Annotated in this window: 15 protein-coding genes; 2 read left to right on the top strand and 13 right to left on the bottom strand. The window is 60.3% G+C overall.

Annotated elements, in window-relative coordinates; all coding sequences use genetic code 11:
- Positions 1-8 precede the first annotated feature (8 nt).
- Entirely contained in the window at positions 9-755 is a 747-nt protein-coding gene (trmJ, locus tag JJQ76_RS14405) for a tRNA (cytosine(32)/uridine(32)-2'-O)-methyltransferase TrmJ (RefSeq protein WP_210397576.1), read from the bottom strand.
- 184 nt (positions 756-939) lie between these two features.
- Between trmJ and JJQ76_RS14400 the strand changes: the two genes are divergently transcribed.
- Entirely contained in the window at positions 940-1,740 is an 801-nt protein-coding gene (locus JJQ76_RS14400) for an inositol monophosphatase family protein (protein WP_210397575.1), read from the top strand.
- 62 nt (positions 1,741-1,802) lie between these two features.
- On the opposite strand, the gene JJQ76_RS14395 is transcribed toward JJQ76_RS14400, so the two are convergent.
- From JJQ76_RS14395 to JJQ76_RS14340, 12 genes are all read right to left on the bottom strand, one after another.
- Positions 1,803-3,095 carry an adenylosuccinate synthase gene (locus JJQ76_RS14395; RefSeq protein WP_210397574.1) on the bottom strand — a complete coding sequence of 431 codons (1,293 nt, stop codon included), beginning with the start codon at positions 3,093-3,095 and terminating at the stop codon, positions 1,803-1,805.
- Between the two features lie 34 nt (positions 3,096-3,129).
- Positions 3,130-4,308, bottom strand: a complete 1,179-nt coding sequence (locus JJQ76_RS14390; protein WP_210397573.1) for an ATP phosphoribosyltransferase regulatory subunit — start codon at positions 4,306-4,308, stop codon at positions 3,130-3,132.
- A 28-nt stretch (positions 4,309-4,336) separates the two neighbouring features.
- Positions 4,337-4,528 carry a DUF2065 domain-containing protein gene (locus JJQ76_RS14385; RefSeq protein WP_210397572.1) on the bottom strand — a complete coding sequence of 64 codons (192 nt, stop codon included), beginning with the start codon at positions 4,526-4,528 and terminating at the stop codon, positions 4,337-4,339.
- 122 nt (positions 4,529-4,650) lie between these two features.
- Entirely contained in the window at positions 4,651-5,532 is an 882-nt protein-coding gene (gene hflC / locus JJQ76_RS14380; RefSeq protein ID WP_210397571.1) for a protease modulator HflC, read from the bottom strand.
- A gap of 2 nt (positions 5,533-5,534) precedes the next feature.
- Complete coding sequence (gene hflK, locus JJQ76_RS14375) at positions 5,535-6,716, bottom strand: FtsH protease activity modulator HflK (RefSeq protein ID WP_210397570.1); 1,182 nt, start codon at positions 6,714-6,716, stop codon at positions 5,535-5,537.
- Positions 6,717-6,793: 77 nt separating this feature from the next.
- Positions 6,794-8,089, bottom strand: coding sequence for a ribosome rescue GTPase HflX (hflX, locus tag JJQ76_RS14370; protein WP_210397569.1), 1,296 nt, complete (start codon positions 8,087-8,089; stop codon positions 6,794-6,796).
- 14 nt (positions 8,090-8,103) lie between these two features.
- Positions 8,104-8,346 (bottom strand): RNA chaperone Hfq, encoded by a 243-nt coding sequence (gene hfq, locus JJQ76_RS14365; RefSeq protein WP_210397568.1) that lies wholly within the window; start codon positions 8,344-8,346, stop codon positions 8,104-8,106.
- Positions 8,347-8,468: 122 nt separating this feature from the next.
- Positions 8,469-9,407: a tRNA (adenosine(37)-N6)-dimethylallyltransferase MiaA gene (miaA, locus tag JJQ76_RS14360; protein WP_210397567.1), complete on the bottom strand. Its 939-nt coding sequence runs from the start codon at positions 9,405-9,407 to the stop codon at positions 8,469-8,471.
- Positions 9,408-9,409: 2 nt separating this feature from the next.
- The gene (gene mutL / locus JJQ76_RS14355) at positions 9,410-11,284 is read right to left on the bottom strand and encodes a DNA mismatch repair endonuclease MutL (RefSeq protein WP_210397566.1); all 1,875 of its coding nucleotides are present in this window, start codon (positions 11,282-11,284) and stop codon (positions 9,410-9,412) included.
- Between the two features lie 32 nt (positions 11,285-11,316).
- Complete coding sequence (locus JJQ76_RS14350; RefSeq protein WP_343232542.1) at positions 11,317-12,636, bottom strand: N-acetylmuramoyl-L-alanine amidase; 1,320 nt, start codon at positions 12,634-12,636, stop codon at positions 11,317-11,319.
- 74 nt (positions 12,637-12,710) lie between these two features.
- The gene (gene tsaE, locus JJQ76_RS14345; RefSeq protein WP_210397565.1) at positions 12,711-13,193 is read right to left on the bottom strand and encodes a tRNA (adenosine(37)-N6)-threonylcarbamoyltransferase complex ATPase subunit type 1 TsaE; all 483 of its coding nucleotides are present in this window, start codon (positions 13,191-13,193) and stop codon (positions 12,711-12,713) included.
- Positions 13,190-14,716, bottom strand: a complete 1,527-nt coding sequence (locus tag JJQ76_RS14340; protein ID WP_210397564.1) for an NAD(P)H-hydrate dehydratase — start codon at positions 14,714-14,716, stop codon at positions 13,190-13,192. Before JJQ76_RS14340 ends, tsaE begins: the two co-directional genes overlap by 4 nt.
- A 79-nt stretch (positions 14,717-14,795) precedes the next feature.
- On the opposite strand from JJQ76_RS14340, the gene queG reads away from it, so the two are divergent.
- Complete coding sequence (queG, locus tag JJQ76_RS14335) at positions 14,796-15,926, top strand: tRNA epoxyqueuosine(34) reductase QueG (protein ID WP_210397563.1); 1,131 nt, start codon at positions 14,796-14,798, stop codon at positions 15,924-15,926.
- Positions 15,927-15,988: the final 62 nt, after the last annotated feature.

The raw sequence follows: 15,988 nt of genomic DNA, 5'->3' as shown, positions 1-15,988 counted from the left end.
AGAACGCCTTAACCGCCAATCTTTTTTTGCATTGCGGTAAGAATACCACGCAACACGTTAACTTCGACCTTGTCGGGATGACTGCGCAGGTACAGCCGGCGCAGGCGAGGCATCAGCTGGCGCGGGTTGTCAGGGTCGAGAAAGTCGATATCTACCAGGGTTGTTTCCAGATGTTCGAACAGCCGCTCCAACTCATCCGCCGTGGCCAGTTCGATATCCCACTCGGTCCCCCAACGCGGCCGTTCACCGGCAACCTCACCCTGTTGGTCAGCGAGCACCGCCATCCGCAACTCATAGCAAAGCACCTGTACCGCCGCCGCCAGGTTCAACGAACTGAAATCCGGATTGGAAGGGATATGGACGTGACGGTGGCAGCGCTGCAACTCTTCATTGGTCAGGCCGCGGTCCTCGCGACCGAAAACCAGCGCCACCTTGAGCCGTGACAGATCGGGCACCACCTGCGCCGCCAGCTCACGCGGATCCACCACCGGCCAGGGGATATGGCGACCGCGAGCGCTGGCACCGACCACCAGATGGCACCCCTCTACCGCCTGTTCCAGCGTCTCAACCACCTGCGCGGCGGCCAGAACATCGGTCGCCCCCGAGGCACGAGCTTCCGCCTTTTCGCTGGGAAACTCCTTTGGCGCTACCAGCACCAGATTTTCAAACGCCATGTTTTTCATCGCGCGTGCCACCCCGCCGATATTGCCGGGATGGCTGGTATGTACCAGAACAATGCGAACCGTTGGAAACATCTGTCACCACGCGTTGGATTTTAAAAACGGCGCATTCTATCAGAATCACCCGGCAGCGGCGAAAACAGAGTGTTAACCCGGCCCCCGGCCAGGCCGATTCGGCGCCGATTTAATAGCCGCAAGCGCACATCCTTTGATATACTGCGCGTTTGTTTTTCCCTCCCTTTCGGATACCAGAACGACCATGCAACCCACGCTTAACATTGCCCTTCGCGCCGCACGCATCGCCGGCGAGCAGGTCGCCCGCGCTATCGAGCGCCTCGACATCATTCGCTCCGAGCAGGAGAGCGTCAGCGACTTCATGCGCGACACCGCTGCCGGCGCCGAAAAGTCGGTCGCCTATCACCTGCAAAAAGCCAACCCGCACCACCGCGTCATCGGCTTTCACTCCGGCCCTGTCGGCGAGCCGGCCGAGGACTCCGACTACCAGTGGCTGGTTAACCCGATCGACGGACTCACCAACTTCTCCCGCAGCCTGCCGAGCTTCGCCCTGACGCTGGTCTGCAAGGTCAAAGGCCGCGCCGAGCACGTTGTGATCCTGAACCCGATCACCGGCGAAGAGTACACCGCCAGCCGCGGGCGTGGCGCTCAACTTAACGGCAAGCGCATCCGCGTCAGCCCACTGAAGAGCTTCGACGACGCCCTGATCGGCACCAACTACCAGAGCGAAGACCCGGAAAGCCCGGCCCTTGACCAGCACCTTGACATCTTCAAACGCGTGCAGCTTCTGGGTGCCGACGTGCAGCAGAATGGCAGCTACACCCTGACCCTGGCCTACGTTGCATCCGGTCGCATGGACGCGGCATGGTGCAAAGGCATCACCGAGTGGGAGCTGGAGCCAAGCCTGCTACTGCTGCAGGAAGCAGGCAGCCTGAGTGGCGACTTCAATGGCGGCAACGCGCTGGCGCAGCGCGGCGAACTGGTGGCGGCCAACCCCAAGCTGTTCAAGCAACTGCTGCAAACTATTCGCCCCACCCTCGGCTAGTCCGGGCGCGAAGACACAAAAAAGGCGACCTTCGGGTCGCCTTGTTTTGTCCGTCAAACGCGTTACTCGAACGCGCTGCGCAGCACAATGGTCTCGTTGCGATCCGGCCCCGTGGAGATAATATCGATCGGCGCCTCAACCAGCTCCTCAAGGCGCTTGATATATGCACGCGCATTGGCGGGCAAGGCATCCAGAGAGCGCGCACCGACAGTAGACTCACTCCAGCCCGGCAGCTCTTCGTAAACGGGAACCACCGCTTCGTAGCCTTCGCTGTCGTAAGGAGTAGGCACCTCGTTGCCTGCAGCATCACGATAAGCCACACACACCCTGATAGTCTCGAGTCCATCCAGCACATCCAGCTTGGTCAGGCAGATACCGGAAACCGAATTGATCTGAATGGAGTGCTTCAATGCAACTGCGTCAAACCAGCCGCAGCGGCGCGCACGCCCCGTGGTGGCGCCAAACTCATGCCCCTGCTTGGCCAAGTGTGCGCCAACCTCGCAACCGAGCTCCGTCGGGAAAGGACCGGAGCCGACCCGAGTGGTGTAGGCCTTGGTAATACCCAGAATGTAATCCAGATAAAGCGGACCGAAGCCACTGCCGGTGGCCGCGCCACCGGCAGTGGTGTTGGAAGACGTCACGAAGGGGTAGGTACCGTGGTCGATATCCAGCAGCGACCCTTGCGCCCCCTCGAACAGAATATTGTCACCGTTACGGCGGAAGTCATGCAGCATGCCGGAAACATCGGCCACCATCGGCCGCAACTCTTCCGCCATTGCCATGCAGTGATCCAGCGTTTGCTGGAAGTCGACCGGCTCCACCTTGTAGTACTGGGTCAGGGAGAAGTTGTGATACTCCAGCACCTCCTTGAGCTTGGTAGCAAAGCGCTCCGGGTCAAGCATATCACCCAACCGCAAACCCCGGCGCGCCACCTTGTCCTCATAGGCCGGGCCGATACCCCGACCAGTGGTGCCGATCTTGTTTTCGCCACGAGCCAGTTCGCGCGCTTGGTCCAGAGCCACGTGATAGGGCAGAATCAATGGACAGGCGGGACTCAGACGCAGGCGCTCACGCACCGGCACATCCCTGACTTCCAGCTCAGCAATCTCCTTCAGCAGCGCTTCCGGCGACAACACTACGCCGTTGCCGATCATGCACAGCTTACCTTCGCGCAGAATGCCTGACGGAATCAGGTGAAGAACGGTTTTCTCACCATCGATCACCAGTGTATGGCCGGCATTGTGACCGCCCTGGAAGCGCGCCACCACGGCCGCCTGCTCAGTGAGCAGATCGACGATCTTACCCTTGCCTTCATCGCCCCACTGGGTACCCAAAACAACGACATTCTTGCCCATAGTCGGTAAATCTCTGTGCGTAAATTCAGTTAATTCAAACGGCTTTGACAACCCAGTTGCCATCCACCTCAACCAGTTGACGATTGCAGCCCATGTCCACTGCATCCGCCACAGCACCGGGTAACGCGCACACCACGCGCTCACCCGCTACCCGTAATTCGTTCACGCGACGCGCCAGCGCGGCGCAATCACTCACCGGCGCAAGGACACCTTCTGCCGGTGCGACCTCAGCGCAGGACATTTCGACGATCACTTTCAAATCGGCGCTAAAACCCGTCGCCGGGCGCGCCCGACCAAACACTTTGCCGATCTGATCGTAACGCCCACCCTTGGCGACCGCCTGACCGTACTCCGGCACATATACGGCAAACACCAGGCCGGTGTGATAGTTATAACCACGCAGCTCGGCCAGATCGAAGTAAAGCGTGACCGCCGGGAAGCGCTCGGTTACAGCAGCGGCCACCTGAGCCAAATCGGCCAGCGCCGCCGCAACCCCGGAATCGTCACCAAGGCTTTGCTGGGCAGCAGCCAGCACCGACTGATCACCGCTAAGACGACACAACGCCTTCAGGCGTTCCCGCTGCGCGTCAGCCACCGGCAATCGTGCCAGCAGCTCACCCAACTCCGTCATGGCCTTGCCCTGCAACAAGCGGAACAGTTCCGCCTCATCATCGGCATTCAGCCCGGCTTCGGCAACCAACGATCGATAGATCGCTACGTGGCCAAGATCCAAGGTCAGCTTCTCAACACCGGCCGCCGCCAGCGCCTCCAGCATCAGACACACCACCTCGATATCGCTTTCCACCCCGGCGTGGCCATAGAGTTCGGCGCCCACCTGCAGCGGCGAACGACCAGCCTGCAGTGTCGCCGGTACGGTATGCAGTACCGAGTTGGCATAACAGAGTCGAGTCGGACCCTGGTGATTCAAACTGTGGGCATCGATACGCGCCACCTGCGGCGTGGTGTCGGCCCGCAACCCCATCATCCGCCCGGTGAGCTGGTCCGTCACTTTAAAAGTACTCAGATCCAGATCGTTACCGGTACCGGTCAGCAGCGACTCGAGGTACTCCACCATCGGCGGCATCACCAGGTCGTAGCCCCAACAATCAAACAGGTCCAGCAAGCGACGGCGTAACGCCTCGACCCGGCGCGCCTCGGCAGGCAGAATTTCCTTCACACCATCCGGCAACAGCCAGCGATCTGCGATGGACATAGGGTATCGAACTCCTTTAATCACCGGCTCAGCGAATCAGGTATAGCGCGCCGGTACCGATCAACATACTGAACAGTCCCATCAGCCGCAGCGAACGATCATCGATTCTTGCCAGCTGAGCCACCAGGGCGCGCCAGCGCTGGGGGTAGAGAAAAGGCACCACCCCCTCAAGAACCAGCATTAAACAGCCGGCAACCGCCAATTCGTGCCACAAATCCATCAGGTTACCGCTGCGTAAACCGTTTCGCCGACGCCAAAAAAAACCGGGACTGATCCCGGTTGGCGAATACTATCACGAAAAAGAGGACGGGCGCAGCTATTAATCCAGCCGCGCCCGAGACCCTATTTGCTGTTACCGCCGGTAGCGCTATTCAGATACTTGAAGAACTCACTTCCCGGCTCCAGCACCATCACGTCACCCTTGTTGGAAAAGGTTTCGCGGTAAGCCCCCAGGCTACGGTAGAAGGAGTAAAACTCGGGATCCTGACCATAGGCCTTGGCGTAGGTAGAGGCCGCCAGGGCATCCCCTTCACCACGGATACGTTCGGCATCACGGAAGGCGTTAGCCAGAATAACCGTGCGCTGGCGATCGGCATCCGCGCGGATCCCCTCGGCCAGCTCCTTACCCTTGGAACGCAGCTCGCGCGCTTCCCGCTCACGCTCAGTACGCATCCGATCGTACACCGACTGACTCACCTCGGCCGGCAGATCGATCCGCTTGACCCGCACGTCGATCACTTCGATACCCAGCTCCTCGGAGGTGATGTCGTTAAGCTCTTTGGTCAGCTCCACCATCATCTCTTCACGCTCGCCGGACACCACCTCGTTCAGCGTACGGCGGCCGAACTTGTTCCGCAGCCCTGTATCCATCCGCGACGACAACAGGTCGGATGCCCGGAACTCGTCACCCGAGGTCGCGGTATAGTAGGTGCGCACGTTGGAGATCTTCCACTTCAGGAAGGAATCCACGATCAAGCGCTTCTTCTCCAGCGTCAGATAGTCCTGCGGACGCGAATCCAGCGTCTGGATACGGGCATCAAACTTACGCACCTCGTTCACTACAGGCAGCTTGAAGTGCAGCCCCGGCTGGATATCCGGATTAACCACCTCGCCAAAGCGCAGCAATACCGCGCGCTCGATTTCGCTGACGATGTAGATCGACTTGGAGCCAACAATCAGGACCAGCAGCAGTGCCGCCAGCCCGGCAAAAGATTTACCACCCATGGTTAACGCTCCTCCCTTCTGGGTGCAGCCTGACGACGCAGACGCTGGATGACCTCATCGGCTACCTGCTCCGTGCTCGCATCGCTAAACGCCTGCGAAGACTTGACTGAAGAGGCACGCCCGCCACCCTGCTCGACCAAACGGTCCAGTGGCAGGTACATGATGTTGTTGCCACCCTCGACATCCATCAGCACCTTGGTGGAGCTGGACATCACCGACTGCAGCGTATCCAGGTACATCCGCTCGCGGGTAACCTCCGGCGCCTTGCTGTACTCGGCCTGCAGTTGGATAAAGCGGCTCGCCTCACCCTCTGAGCGAGCAACCACTTCTTCACGATAAGCATTGGCCTCTTCCAGCAAGCGCTGAGCCTTACCGCGCGCTTCCGGAATGATGCCGTTGGCATAGGATTCCGCCTGGTTCTTTTCGCGCTGCTCGTCCTCACGGGCCTTGATCACATCATCAAAGGCTGACTGCACTTGTGTCGGTGCACGCGTGCTTTCGACGTTGACCTTGGAGATCTGCAGACCAGTGCCGTAGTCGTCCATATAGCTCTGCAGGCGATCCTGCACTTCGGTCGCCAGCAATGCCCGCCCCTCGGTGAGGATAAAGTGCATCTCGGAGGTACCCACCACGTGACGCAACGCACTCTCAAGCGCATGGGACAGGCTCACTTCAGGATCTCGCACCTGCAGCACAAACGCCTGGGGATCGGTAACCCGGTATTGCACCTTCAGCCCCACCTCGACGATATTCTCGTCTTCGGTCAGCATCAGCGCGCGGTGGTCCTTGGAACGAACCTGAGTCACGTTGACGGTAAAGCGCTGGTCGATCAGGGGCGGATTCCAACGCAGACCCGGCAGCACGGTGTCATGGTATTTACCCAGGCGCAGAATAACGCCACGCTCCTGTTCGTTAACGGTATAAAAGCCCATTGCAGCCCAGATAACCGCCGCGCCCACAACCAGCACCAGCAGGCCACCAAGCCCCAAACTGGAAGGACCGCGACCGCCTCCTTTGGAAGAGCCACCTCCACCGCCGAAGATACCGTTCATCTTCTCCTGCAGTTTCTTCAGTGCTTCGTCCAGATCGGGAGGCCCCTGATCGCCACGATTACCGCCACCGCGGTTACCGCCACCCCAAGGATCTTGATTACCCCCGTTTCCACCCGGCTCATTCCAGGCCATAACAGTCTCCGTTTGATTAACAATTCAGCGCCAGCGCATTGTAGGAAGCCACCCATCAGCTTTCAAGGTAGCGCCCTTCAATGCGCGGGCTCCAGATAGCGCTCGGGACGGATACCCGCCCGGCTGAGCGCCTGCAGAAAATCGCGTTTGCGAGTGCGCACCTCAAGTTCGAGCTGACCGTCATCGGCCACCCTTTCGGCCAAAACCGCACCCAGTGCATAGAGCTGAGCCCGAAAAGCCCCTTCCCGCGGCTCCAGCGTCAGCCATCGGTGGACAATATCCTGACCGAGCAGTTCACTCGCCGCTTCGAATAGAAGATCCAGACCAAGCCCTTGCTGCGCCGATAACCAAACCCTAACCGGTTTGCCATCGGCATCACGATCGATGCGCGGCAGGGCACCCTCGATCAGATCGATCTTATTGTAGACCTCAAGCATCGGCACCTGGTCGGCACCGATTTCGTCCAGCACCGCATGGACTTCGCCGATGTTCAGGTCACGCTCTTCGGATGCTGCATCGATCACATGCAGCAACAGGGTTGCCTCAATCGTTTCCTGCAGCGTGGCGCGAAACGCCTCCACCAACTTGTGCGGCAAGTGACGAATAAAGCCGACCGTATCAGCCAGTACCGCAGGCCCCACATCGGCCAGCTCGATCCGGCGCAACGTCGGATCGAGTGTCGCGAACAGCTGGTTGGCCGCGTACACATCCGAGGTAGTCAGGGCATTAAACAGGGTCGATTTGCCCGCGTTGGTGTAGCCCACCAGCGACAACGTCGGCGTTTCACTGCGCCGGCGCGCCCGCCGCCCCTGATCGCGCTGGCGGCGAACTTTCTCCAACCGCCGGTGGATCGATTTGATCCGTGCCCGTAGCAGACGCCGGTCGGTTTCCAACTGGGTTTCACCCGGCCCACGCAGACCAATCCCCCCCTTCTGTCGCTCCAGGTGGGTCCAGCCACGAATCAAGCGGGTAGACATGTGCTCAAGTTGCGCCAGCTCCACCTGCAACTTACCTTCGTAGGTGCGCGCACGCTGGGCAAATATATCGAGAATCAAACCGGTACGGTCAAGCACCCGACACTTCAGGACTCGTTCCAGATTGCGCTCCTGACCGGGCGAAAGGGCATGATTGAACAGCACCAGCTCAGCCTCGTGAAGACGCACCTGCTCCGCGATCTCTTCGACCTTTCCGGCGCCAATAAAATATTGAGGGCTGGGACGATGACGGGCACCTCCGACCAGAGCGACCGGATCGGCGCCTGCTGAAAGTGCCAACTCTTCGAACTCCCTCGGGTCTTCACGATCCTCTTCATCACTCAGATCAAGATGGACCAGTACCGCTACTTCGCCCGATTCAGGGCGTTCGAAAAACAAGCAAATACCTCAGATCAGGCGTTATCCCCTTCGGGACTCAACACCGGAGTCTTGACCGGACGCGAAGGAACCACGGTAGAGATAGCGTGCTTGTAGACCATCTGACTAACGGTATTTTTGAGCAGAATCACAAACTGATCGAAGGACTCAATCTGCCCCTGCAGTTTGATACCGTTGACCAGAAAGATAGAAACGGGAACCCGCTCCTTGCGCAACACATTCAGATAAGGGTCTTGTAAGGTTTGCCCTTTTGACATTCTGTACTCCTTAAGCACTGACTCGTAGTCAAATAGTTGGTTTCTGGTTAGCGTCGCTGGGTAACGGATTCAGCGCCTGACGGAAGCGCCCAAGCATAGTCGCTTTGCAGCATTGCTCTTCCCTATATTAGGTAGTGATCCACCAATTTCAAGGCGTTGCTGACGAATTCCGGATCCGTAGCGTCCACCCGATGCAGATCGGACCAGCTGCGCAACCAGGTCAGCTGGCGCTTGGCCAATTGACGCGTTGCGATAATACCACGGTCAACCATCTGTTCGTAATCGATTTCGCCTTCAAGATAAGACCACATCTGCCGGTAACCCACGCAACGAATGGACGGCAGGCCCGGATGCAGGTCACCGCGCTGGTAAAGCAACTCCACTTCGGCCTGAAAACCTGCGCCCAGCATCTGCTTGAAACGGGTCTCAATGCGGCGATGCAACATGGCGCGATCGGGAATCTCTACGGCCAACTGCAACAGTTTGAATGGCAACCCCGCCTGCTGCTGCGCCTGCCACAACTCGGTGAGGGTCTTGCCACTGATTTCGTAGACCTCCAGAGCCCGCTGCAACCGCTGGGGATCGTTGGGATGGATGCGCCCGGCCGACACCGGATCAACGACCTGCAGGCGTCGATGAAGCGCCTCCCACCCGTGCTCCTCCGCGTCTGCCATCAGCCTGGCACGCACTGCCTCATCCGCTGGAGGCAGGGCTGCCAGCCCTTGCAGCAGCGCTTTGAAATAAAGCATGGTGCCGCCCACCAGTATCGGCAAGCGCCCCCGGGCATGACTGGCGCCGATGGCCGCCATGGCGTCAGCGCGAAACTCCGCGGCCGAATAGCTTTCCCGCGGATCGCGGATATCAATCAACTGGTGAGGGTACTGCGCCAGAATCGCAGGCTCCGGCTTGGCACTGCCGATATCCATACCACGATAAATCAACGCCGAATCCACACTGATGATATCTACCGGCAACTGATCGGCCAGGCGTATGGCGAGATCAGTTTTGCCGGTCGCGGTAGCGCCCATCACGCAGAGCACCGGAGGCATAGGCTTGGCCATGATTACTGCCCCCGCATAAAGAGCTTATCCAGCTCCACCATACTCAGCTGGGTCCAGGTGGGCCGACCATGATTGCACTGACCACTGCGCTCAGTATGCTCCATGTCTCGCAGCAGCGCGTTCATCTCCGCCACCGTCAGCTGGCGGTTTGCACGGACCGAGCCATGACAGGCCATGGTGGCAAGGATTTCATTCTGTTGCGCTTCAATACGGTCGCTACTGCCCAACGCCCGCAGGTCAGCGATCACATCGCGCACCAATTGCTCCACATCGCCGGATTTAAGCAGTGCCGGTACCTGCCGGATCACCAGTGATTCGTCGCTCATGGTCTGCAGTTCGATTCCAAGACGCTGAAACAGCTCGGCATACTCCTCGGCGCAGCCTACGTCCGCCGCGCTAACCGCCATATTGACCGGCACCAGCAACGGCTGTGATTGCACGCCCTGCTGCTCGTAGGACTGTTTCAACCCCTCATAAACGATCCGCTCATGGGCCGCATGCATATCCACCAACACAAGCCCTTGAGTATTCTGCGCCAGGATATAGATGCCGTGCAGTTGCGCCAGCGCATAGCCGAGCGGCGGCACGGCGAGTTCTTCACCCGTATCCGGGTCCACCGCCGCAGGTATCGACTCTGGAGCCGCAGCTAGTCCGCCAGCAAGCGGGCCCGATTCAATCAACCGACCGTAAGCTTGTACCTGCTCCGCTACCTGCCCCGCCACCGGGCGCTCCGGAGCCTGGTAAAGATTCATCGCATGTTGACCGCGAAATTCACCCGCTGCCACACCGCTCACGGCAGCAGCAGGAGCGGGTGCCAACGTATCGCCGCCGCTATTCGCTGGGGCGGGGACCACACCACTGGACTGATCAGCAGGACTGACTTCAGCCAGCCCGCGATGCAGGGTACGGAACAAAAAGTCATGCACCAGCCGGCCATCGCGAAAACGCACCTCGTGTTTGGTTGGATGCACGTTGACGTCAACATCCGCCGGATTCAGCTCCAGGTAGAGCACAAAGGTAGGGTGGCGCCCACCATAGAGCACATCTCGGTAAGCTTGACGCACCGCATGTGCCACCAGCTTGTCGCGAATGGCCCGCCCATTGACAAAGAAGTACTGCAGATCGGCCTGGCTGCGAGAAAAGGTCGGCAACCCAACCCAACCCCAGAGCCGCAAGCCGGAGGCTTCCACGTCCAGCGCGATGGCGTTGTCAATAAATCCGGTGGAACAGAGACTGGCCACTCGGCGCAGCTGCTCCTGCTCGCTCGCTGCCGGGCGTAATTGGTGAATCACCCGGCCGTTATGACTGAGCTGAAAGCCAACATCATAACGGCTCAACGCCAAACGCTTGACCACCTCCTCGAGGTGCCCGAACTCGGTTTTCTCGGTGCGTAAAAACTTGCGCCGCGCCGGCGTGTTGAAGAACAGATCACAGACTTCAACACTGGTGCCTTGCGGATGCGCCGCGGGCTTGACCGCCGCTTCCATCTCGCGCCCCTCGGCCACCACCTGCCAAGCTTCGGCCGAATCGGCGCTACGGGAGGTCAGCGTCAAGCGGGAGACAGAGCTGATACTGGCCAGGGCCTCGCCACGAAACCCCAGGGTAGCCACCGCTTCCAGGTCGTCGAGGTCACGAATCTTGCTGGTGGCGTGGCGACTCAGCGCCAGTGCCAGATCATCACGAGGAATGCCGTTACCGTTGTCCCGCAGGCGAATGCGTTTGACACCACCCTGGTCCACATCGAGTTCGATCCGGTCGGCACCGGCGTCGATACTGTTTTCGAGCAGCTCTTTCACCACCGACGCCGGGCGCTCGACCACCTCCCCCGCTGCTATTTGGTTGGCAAGACGAGGAGATAACAGCTGAATACGGCTCATGAACAAAACGGTCCGAAACTAGGATATAAAGATCAGGATGCGGGGATCTGCAGCACCTGACCCACGCGGATCAGGTCATTCTTCAATCCGTTGATTTCACGCAGGCGCTGGATGGAAACACCCTGTCGACTGGCAATGACCGACAGGGTATCACCTCGGGCCACCCGATAGGAACGCCCGGTGCGCTGCTCCTTGAGCAACGCCAGTTGGGTCATCGCCGGCGGTTTGCGCTCGAAGTGTTGTTTAACACCTTTGAATACGGCATGAGCCAGTTTGCGCTGATGGTCGCGACTTTTCAGCAAACGCGCTTCAGTGGGGTTGGAGATAAACCCGGTTTCCACTAGGATCGACGGAATATCCGGCGATTTCAGCACCACAAAACCTGCTTTTTCAACATGCTTCTTGTGCAGCCGCGCCACCCGACCCATGTTACGCAAGACATATCCGCCCACCTCGCTGCTGTCACCGATCACCGCAGTCATCGACATATCCAGCAGCACCCCCGCAAGCACATCATCCTTGTCGGTCAGGCTTAGAGTGCCGACACCGCCAATAAGGTCGGTACTGTTCTCTCGTCCGGCCAGCCAGCGCCCCATCTCACTGGACGCCCCCCGCGCCGACAGCGTCCAGACCGAGGCGCCACGGGCGCGCTTGTCTTTGAACGCATCAGCATGAATCGAAACGAACAGATCGGCCCCCGATTTACGGGCGAGCCGGGTCCGATCACGCAGGGACACGTAGTAGTCTCCCTCACGAATCAGCACGGGCTTGAATCCCGGCTCGGCACTCAACAGACGGTGCAGTTCCTTGGCGATTGCAAGAACCACCTCCTTTTCCCGCAACCCGCCGGGACCAATCGCACCGGGGTCGTCACCGCCGTGACCGGCGTCGATGGCAACGACCACATCACGCCCCTTGACCAACTTCTGGGTCTGGGCGGTATCAGCGACGGTTTTTTCCTTCGGCTGGTCAGCGGTGACCAGATCGACCACCAGGCGGTGGCCATACTGGTCGTTGGGGGCCAGATCAAAACTACGCGGCTGTACTTTACCCCGCAGATCAAGCACCACTCGCAAGTCATCACCCTTGCGGATACCGCTGCGCACCGCCTTGATGGGACTGTTATCAAGGTCCAGTACAGCAAGATCAAACGCCATCTTGCTGTTATCAATATCCAGCACAATGCGGTCCGGGTTATCCAGCGGAAACAGCTTATGATTGACGGGGCCGCTGAGGTCAAACACCAGACGAGTGTGATCCGGCGCACGCCAAACGCGCACCTTGTCGATGCTGGCAGCACCGCTCAGGGTACTTACCATCAACAGCAGCAGGACGCTCACAACTCTCAGCACGCTGCCCGGTTCCCCTTCTTGCTAGTCATTTGTAGTTATCATTATTGTCGGCCCGGCTCCCGAAAACCGTAGCCTCAGTTTTGGACCACTGATTTGGCCAATCGCTCCACGACGGCGCGCCCTCGCTCGCTCACCCCGTCACAACGCAGACAGCGCCCCTCGCCCGCCAGGCTAATGTGGACCTCCAGATCAGCTTGCGGCAGCACGCCCTCACCCCGTTCGGGCCACTCAATCAACCGCAGTGCGCGGATGGCGAAGTAGTCGCGAATACCCAGATACTCCAGTTCCTCCGGGTCAGCAAGGCGGTAGAGATCAAAATGATAAACCACTCCATCCGCCATGTCATAAGGCTCAACCAGGGTATAAGTCGGGCTTTTCACCGCGCCCGCATGGCCAAAATGCTGCAACACCCCCCGGCAGAGGGTGGTTTTACCCATGCCCAGATTACCGTGCAGAAAAACGGTCAGATCGTCGCCGGCGGCCGCTGCCAGCTGCCGCCCCCAGGCCACCATAGCAGCTTCGCCGTGCAGCTCGCCCTGCCAGCACATCCCGCTCATACCTCCTCCGCAAACAGATCTGGATTGAGCCAACGTCGCATCGGCAAAAGCAGGTCCGTCGCCAGCAGGCCACGCTCGCCGTGACTGGCAGCCAACTGATCCGCCGCCAAGGCATGCACCAGCACCGCGGCCGCGGCGGCCTCTTCGCAGGCCAAGCCCTGAGCCAGCAAAGCACCCATCGTGCCCGCCAAGACATCACCCATACCGCCACTGGCCATGCCAGGATTGCCCTGCGCGCACACCCACACCCGCTCGGCGGACGCCACCAGCGTACCCGCCCCTTTCAACACCACAACACCGCCATATCGCTGCTGCAGCCGCTTGACGGCAGCGAAGCGGTCGGCCTGAATGTCAGCAACACTGCAGCCCAGCAATCGGGCCGCTTCCCCCGGGTGCGGCGTCAATACCCAGTTGTCTCGCTGGCGTTCGCTCACCAGCTCACCCCTATCCAGCAGATTGAGCGCGTCCGCATCCAGCACCAGCGGACAACTCAGACGCTGGACCACATGCAGCAGCTGACCGGACCAAGCGCTCTGTCCCAGCCCCGGCCCGATCACCACCACCGTCGGACGCTGCAGCAGCGGCTCCAGATCCTGGCCCGAACGAACCCCATGCACAATAAGCTCAGGTGTGCGAGCGTTCAGCGCCGGCTGATGTGCCGCGCGCGTAGCAACGGAGACCAGGCCTGCGCCGCTTCGCAACCCCGCCTCCGCCGCCATGGCAACCGCACCAGCCATGGCATGATCGCCACCGACCACCAGCAGGTGTCCGTAGCGCCCTTTATGAGCGTTGCGCTCGCGTCGTGGCAGCCAGGCCCGCAGACAGGCCGGCGCAAGCAACTGCAATCCGGTTGGCACCTGCGCATAAACCGCGTCATCAACCTGCAGGTCATCAAACAGGCAATCGCCGCGGTACTGAGCGCCCTCATTGGTCATCAGTCCGCGCTTGCGACCGATAAAGCTTATGGTCACCGCAGCATTCACCGCCACCCCCATTACCGCCCCGGTGTCCGCGCACAACCCCGAGGGGATATCCACCGCCAGCACCGGCAGCCCGGACTCATTCAGCTGTTCAATAGCCTGCCGATACTCGCCGCGCACCTCGCTGCCAAGGCCGGTTCCGAGCAGGGCGTCAACGGCCACATCCGCATCGATGGATTCGGCAGGGTCATAAGGCCGTACTTTTACCCCACGCTGCTCGGCCCACTGCAATGCCTGCAACGCCTCGCCTTGCAAGCGCGCTCGGGTAGCCTCACCACCGGCCATCCGCACCTGCACCTCAAGCTGCTGTTCCAGCGCCAGCGCGGCGATCACCAGTCCGTCGCCGCCATTATTGCCGCCGCCGCAGAGGACCAACAGCCGCTGCGCCTCGGGCCAGCGTCGACGCAGTGCCCGATAGCTGGCCCGCCCGGCCCGCATCATCAGCTCGAATCCGGGCGTGCCTGACGCAATCGCCAACTGATCCAGCCGGCGAGTCTGCTCGGCGGTGTATAGTTGCGGCCGGCGCACGTCTGCCTGTGGCATAGGGGTTCCTACCTTCGTTAGAATAGTTAGCGATTATACGGAGCGATGACGCTCGGTTCCAAGCACCACAGCGGTCGCCATGCCAGCCACACCCAAACAGCTCAACCCCGAACAACTCACCCAGGAAGTGCGCTCCCTTGCCGCCGAATTGGGATTCAGCCACGTGGGCGTGAGCGGTATCGATATTGCGCACCAGCAACCGCGACTGGAGCGCTGGCTAAAAGCCGGCTACCACGGTGACATGGCGTTTATGGAACGCCATGAAAGCCTGCGGTTACACCCAGAGGCCTTGCATCCGGGCACGCTCAAGGTGATCTGCGTAACGCTGGACTACCTGCCGCCGGATGTGGAAACGGTACGTGTACTGCAGAACCCCCATCAGGCTTACATCTCCCGCTACTCGCTGGGGCGCGACTACCACAAAACCCTGCGCAAACGGCTGGTACAGTTCGCCAAACGGATAGAGCAACGCTGGGGGAGCTTTAACTATCGCGCCTTTGTCGACAGTGCACCGGTGTTGGAAAAACCCCTGGCGCAGCAGGCGGGTCTCGGTTGGCAGGGTAAGCACAGCCTGCTGATCAACCGCCAAGCCGGCAGCTACTTCGTCCTCGGCGAGCTCTTTACTGATCTGCCTTTGGTCGAGGATCCGCCGTACACCCAAGACCACTGCCGCAGCTGCAGCGCCTGTATCGATATCTGCCCCACCGATGCGATTGCCGAGCCTTACGTGTTGGACGCCCGCCGCTGCATCTCCTACCTGACCATCGAACTCAAAGGCTCCATTCCCGCAGAATTGCGTCCCTTGATCGGTAATCGGGTCTTTGGCTGCGATGACTGCCAACTGGTCTGCCCCTGGAATCGCTACTGCCACTTCAGCGCCGAAGACGACTTTAAACCGCGCCACGACCTCGACCGCACGGAGCTGGCCACCCTGATCAGCTGGGACGAGGAAACCTTTCTGAAAAACACTGAGGGGTCAGCGATCCGGCGCACCGGCTACGAGGGCTGGTTGCGCAATCTGGCGGTCGGGCTGGGCAACAGCGGCGGTGGAGAGGCCGCCATCAAGGTCTTGAATCAGCATCGCGACCACCCCTCCGAGGTGGTACGCGAGCATGTCGCCTGGGCGCTACAGCGCCTGGTCGCGGGGGAACCGCCATCCACACTGCCACTGACCGAGCGCCAACCGCGCAAGGTGCGCCACCTGCTCTAGGGAAGGGATGCAGGCCTGACGGCTAGCTCCCGGGCTCGGCGGCACGCGATGCCGGCAGGCTG

The organism is Motiliproteus sediminis, from assembly GCF_017912535.1.
In the GTDB taxonomy this organism is placed as follows: Bacteria; Pseudomonadota; Gammaproteobacteria; order Pseudomonadales; family Balneatricaceae; genus Motiliproteus; species Motiliproteus sediminis.
Note: the sequence above shows the minus strand (reverse complement) of the source record. Positions and strands in the feature narration are given on the sequence as shown.

Coding starts and splice junctions, on each gene's coding strand:
- hfq (WP_210397568.1), bottom strand. CDS start 8,346: ATGTCAAAAGGGCAAACCTTACAAGACCCTTATCTGAATGTGTTGCGC.
- trmJ (WP_210397576.1), bottom strand. CDS start 755: ATGTTTCCAACGGTTCGCATTGTTCTGGTACATACCAGCCATCCCGGC.
- miaA (WP_210397567.1), bottom strand. CDS start 9,407: ATGGCCAAGCCTATGCCTCCGGTGCTCTGCGTGATGGGCGCTACCGCG.
- hflC (WP_210397571.1), bottom strand. CDS start 5,532: ATGGGTGGTAAATCTTTTGCCGGGCTGGCGGCACTGCTGCTGGTCCTG.
- JJQ76_RS14385 (WP_210397572.1), bottom strand. CDS start 4,528: ATGGATTTGTGGCACGAATTGGCGGTTGCCGGCTGTTTAATGCTGGTT.
- tsaE (WP_210397565.1), bottom strand. CDS start 13,193: ATGAGCGGGATGTGCTGGCAGGGCGAGCTGCACGGCGAAGCTGCTATG.
- mutL (WP_210397566.1), bottom strand. CDS start 11,284: ATGAGCCGTATTCAGCTGTTATCTCCTCGTCTTGCCAACCAAATAGCA.
- hflK (WP_210397570.1), bottom strand. CDS start 6,716: ATGGCCTGGAATGAGCCGGGTGGAAACGGGGGTAATCAAGATCCTTGG.
- JJQ76_RS14340 (WP_210397564.1), bottom strand. CDS start 14,716: ATGCCACAGGCAGACGTGCGCCGGCCGCAACTATACACCGCCGAGCAG.
- JJQ76_RS14395 (WP_210397574.1), bottom strand. CDS start 3,095: ATGGGCAAGAATGTCGTTGTTTTGGGTACCCAGTGGGGCGATGAAGGC.
- JJQ76_RS14400 (WP_210397575.1), top strand. CDS start 940: ATGCAACCCACGCTTAACATTGCCCTTCGCGCCGCACGCATCGCCGGC.
- JJQ76_RS14390 (WP_210397573.1), bottom strand. CDS start 4,308: ATGTCCATCGCAGATCGCTGGCTGTTGCCGGATGGTGTGAAGGAAATT.
- queG (WP_210397563.1), top strand. CDS start 14,796: ATGCCAGCCACACCCAAACAGCTCAACCCCGAACAACTCACCCAGGAA.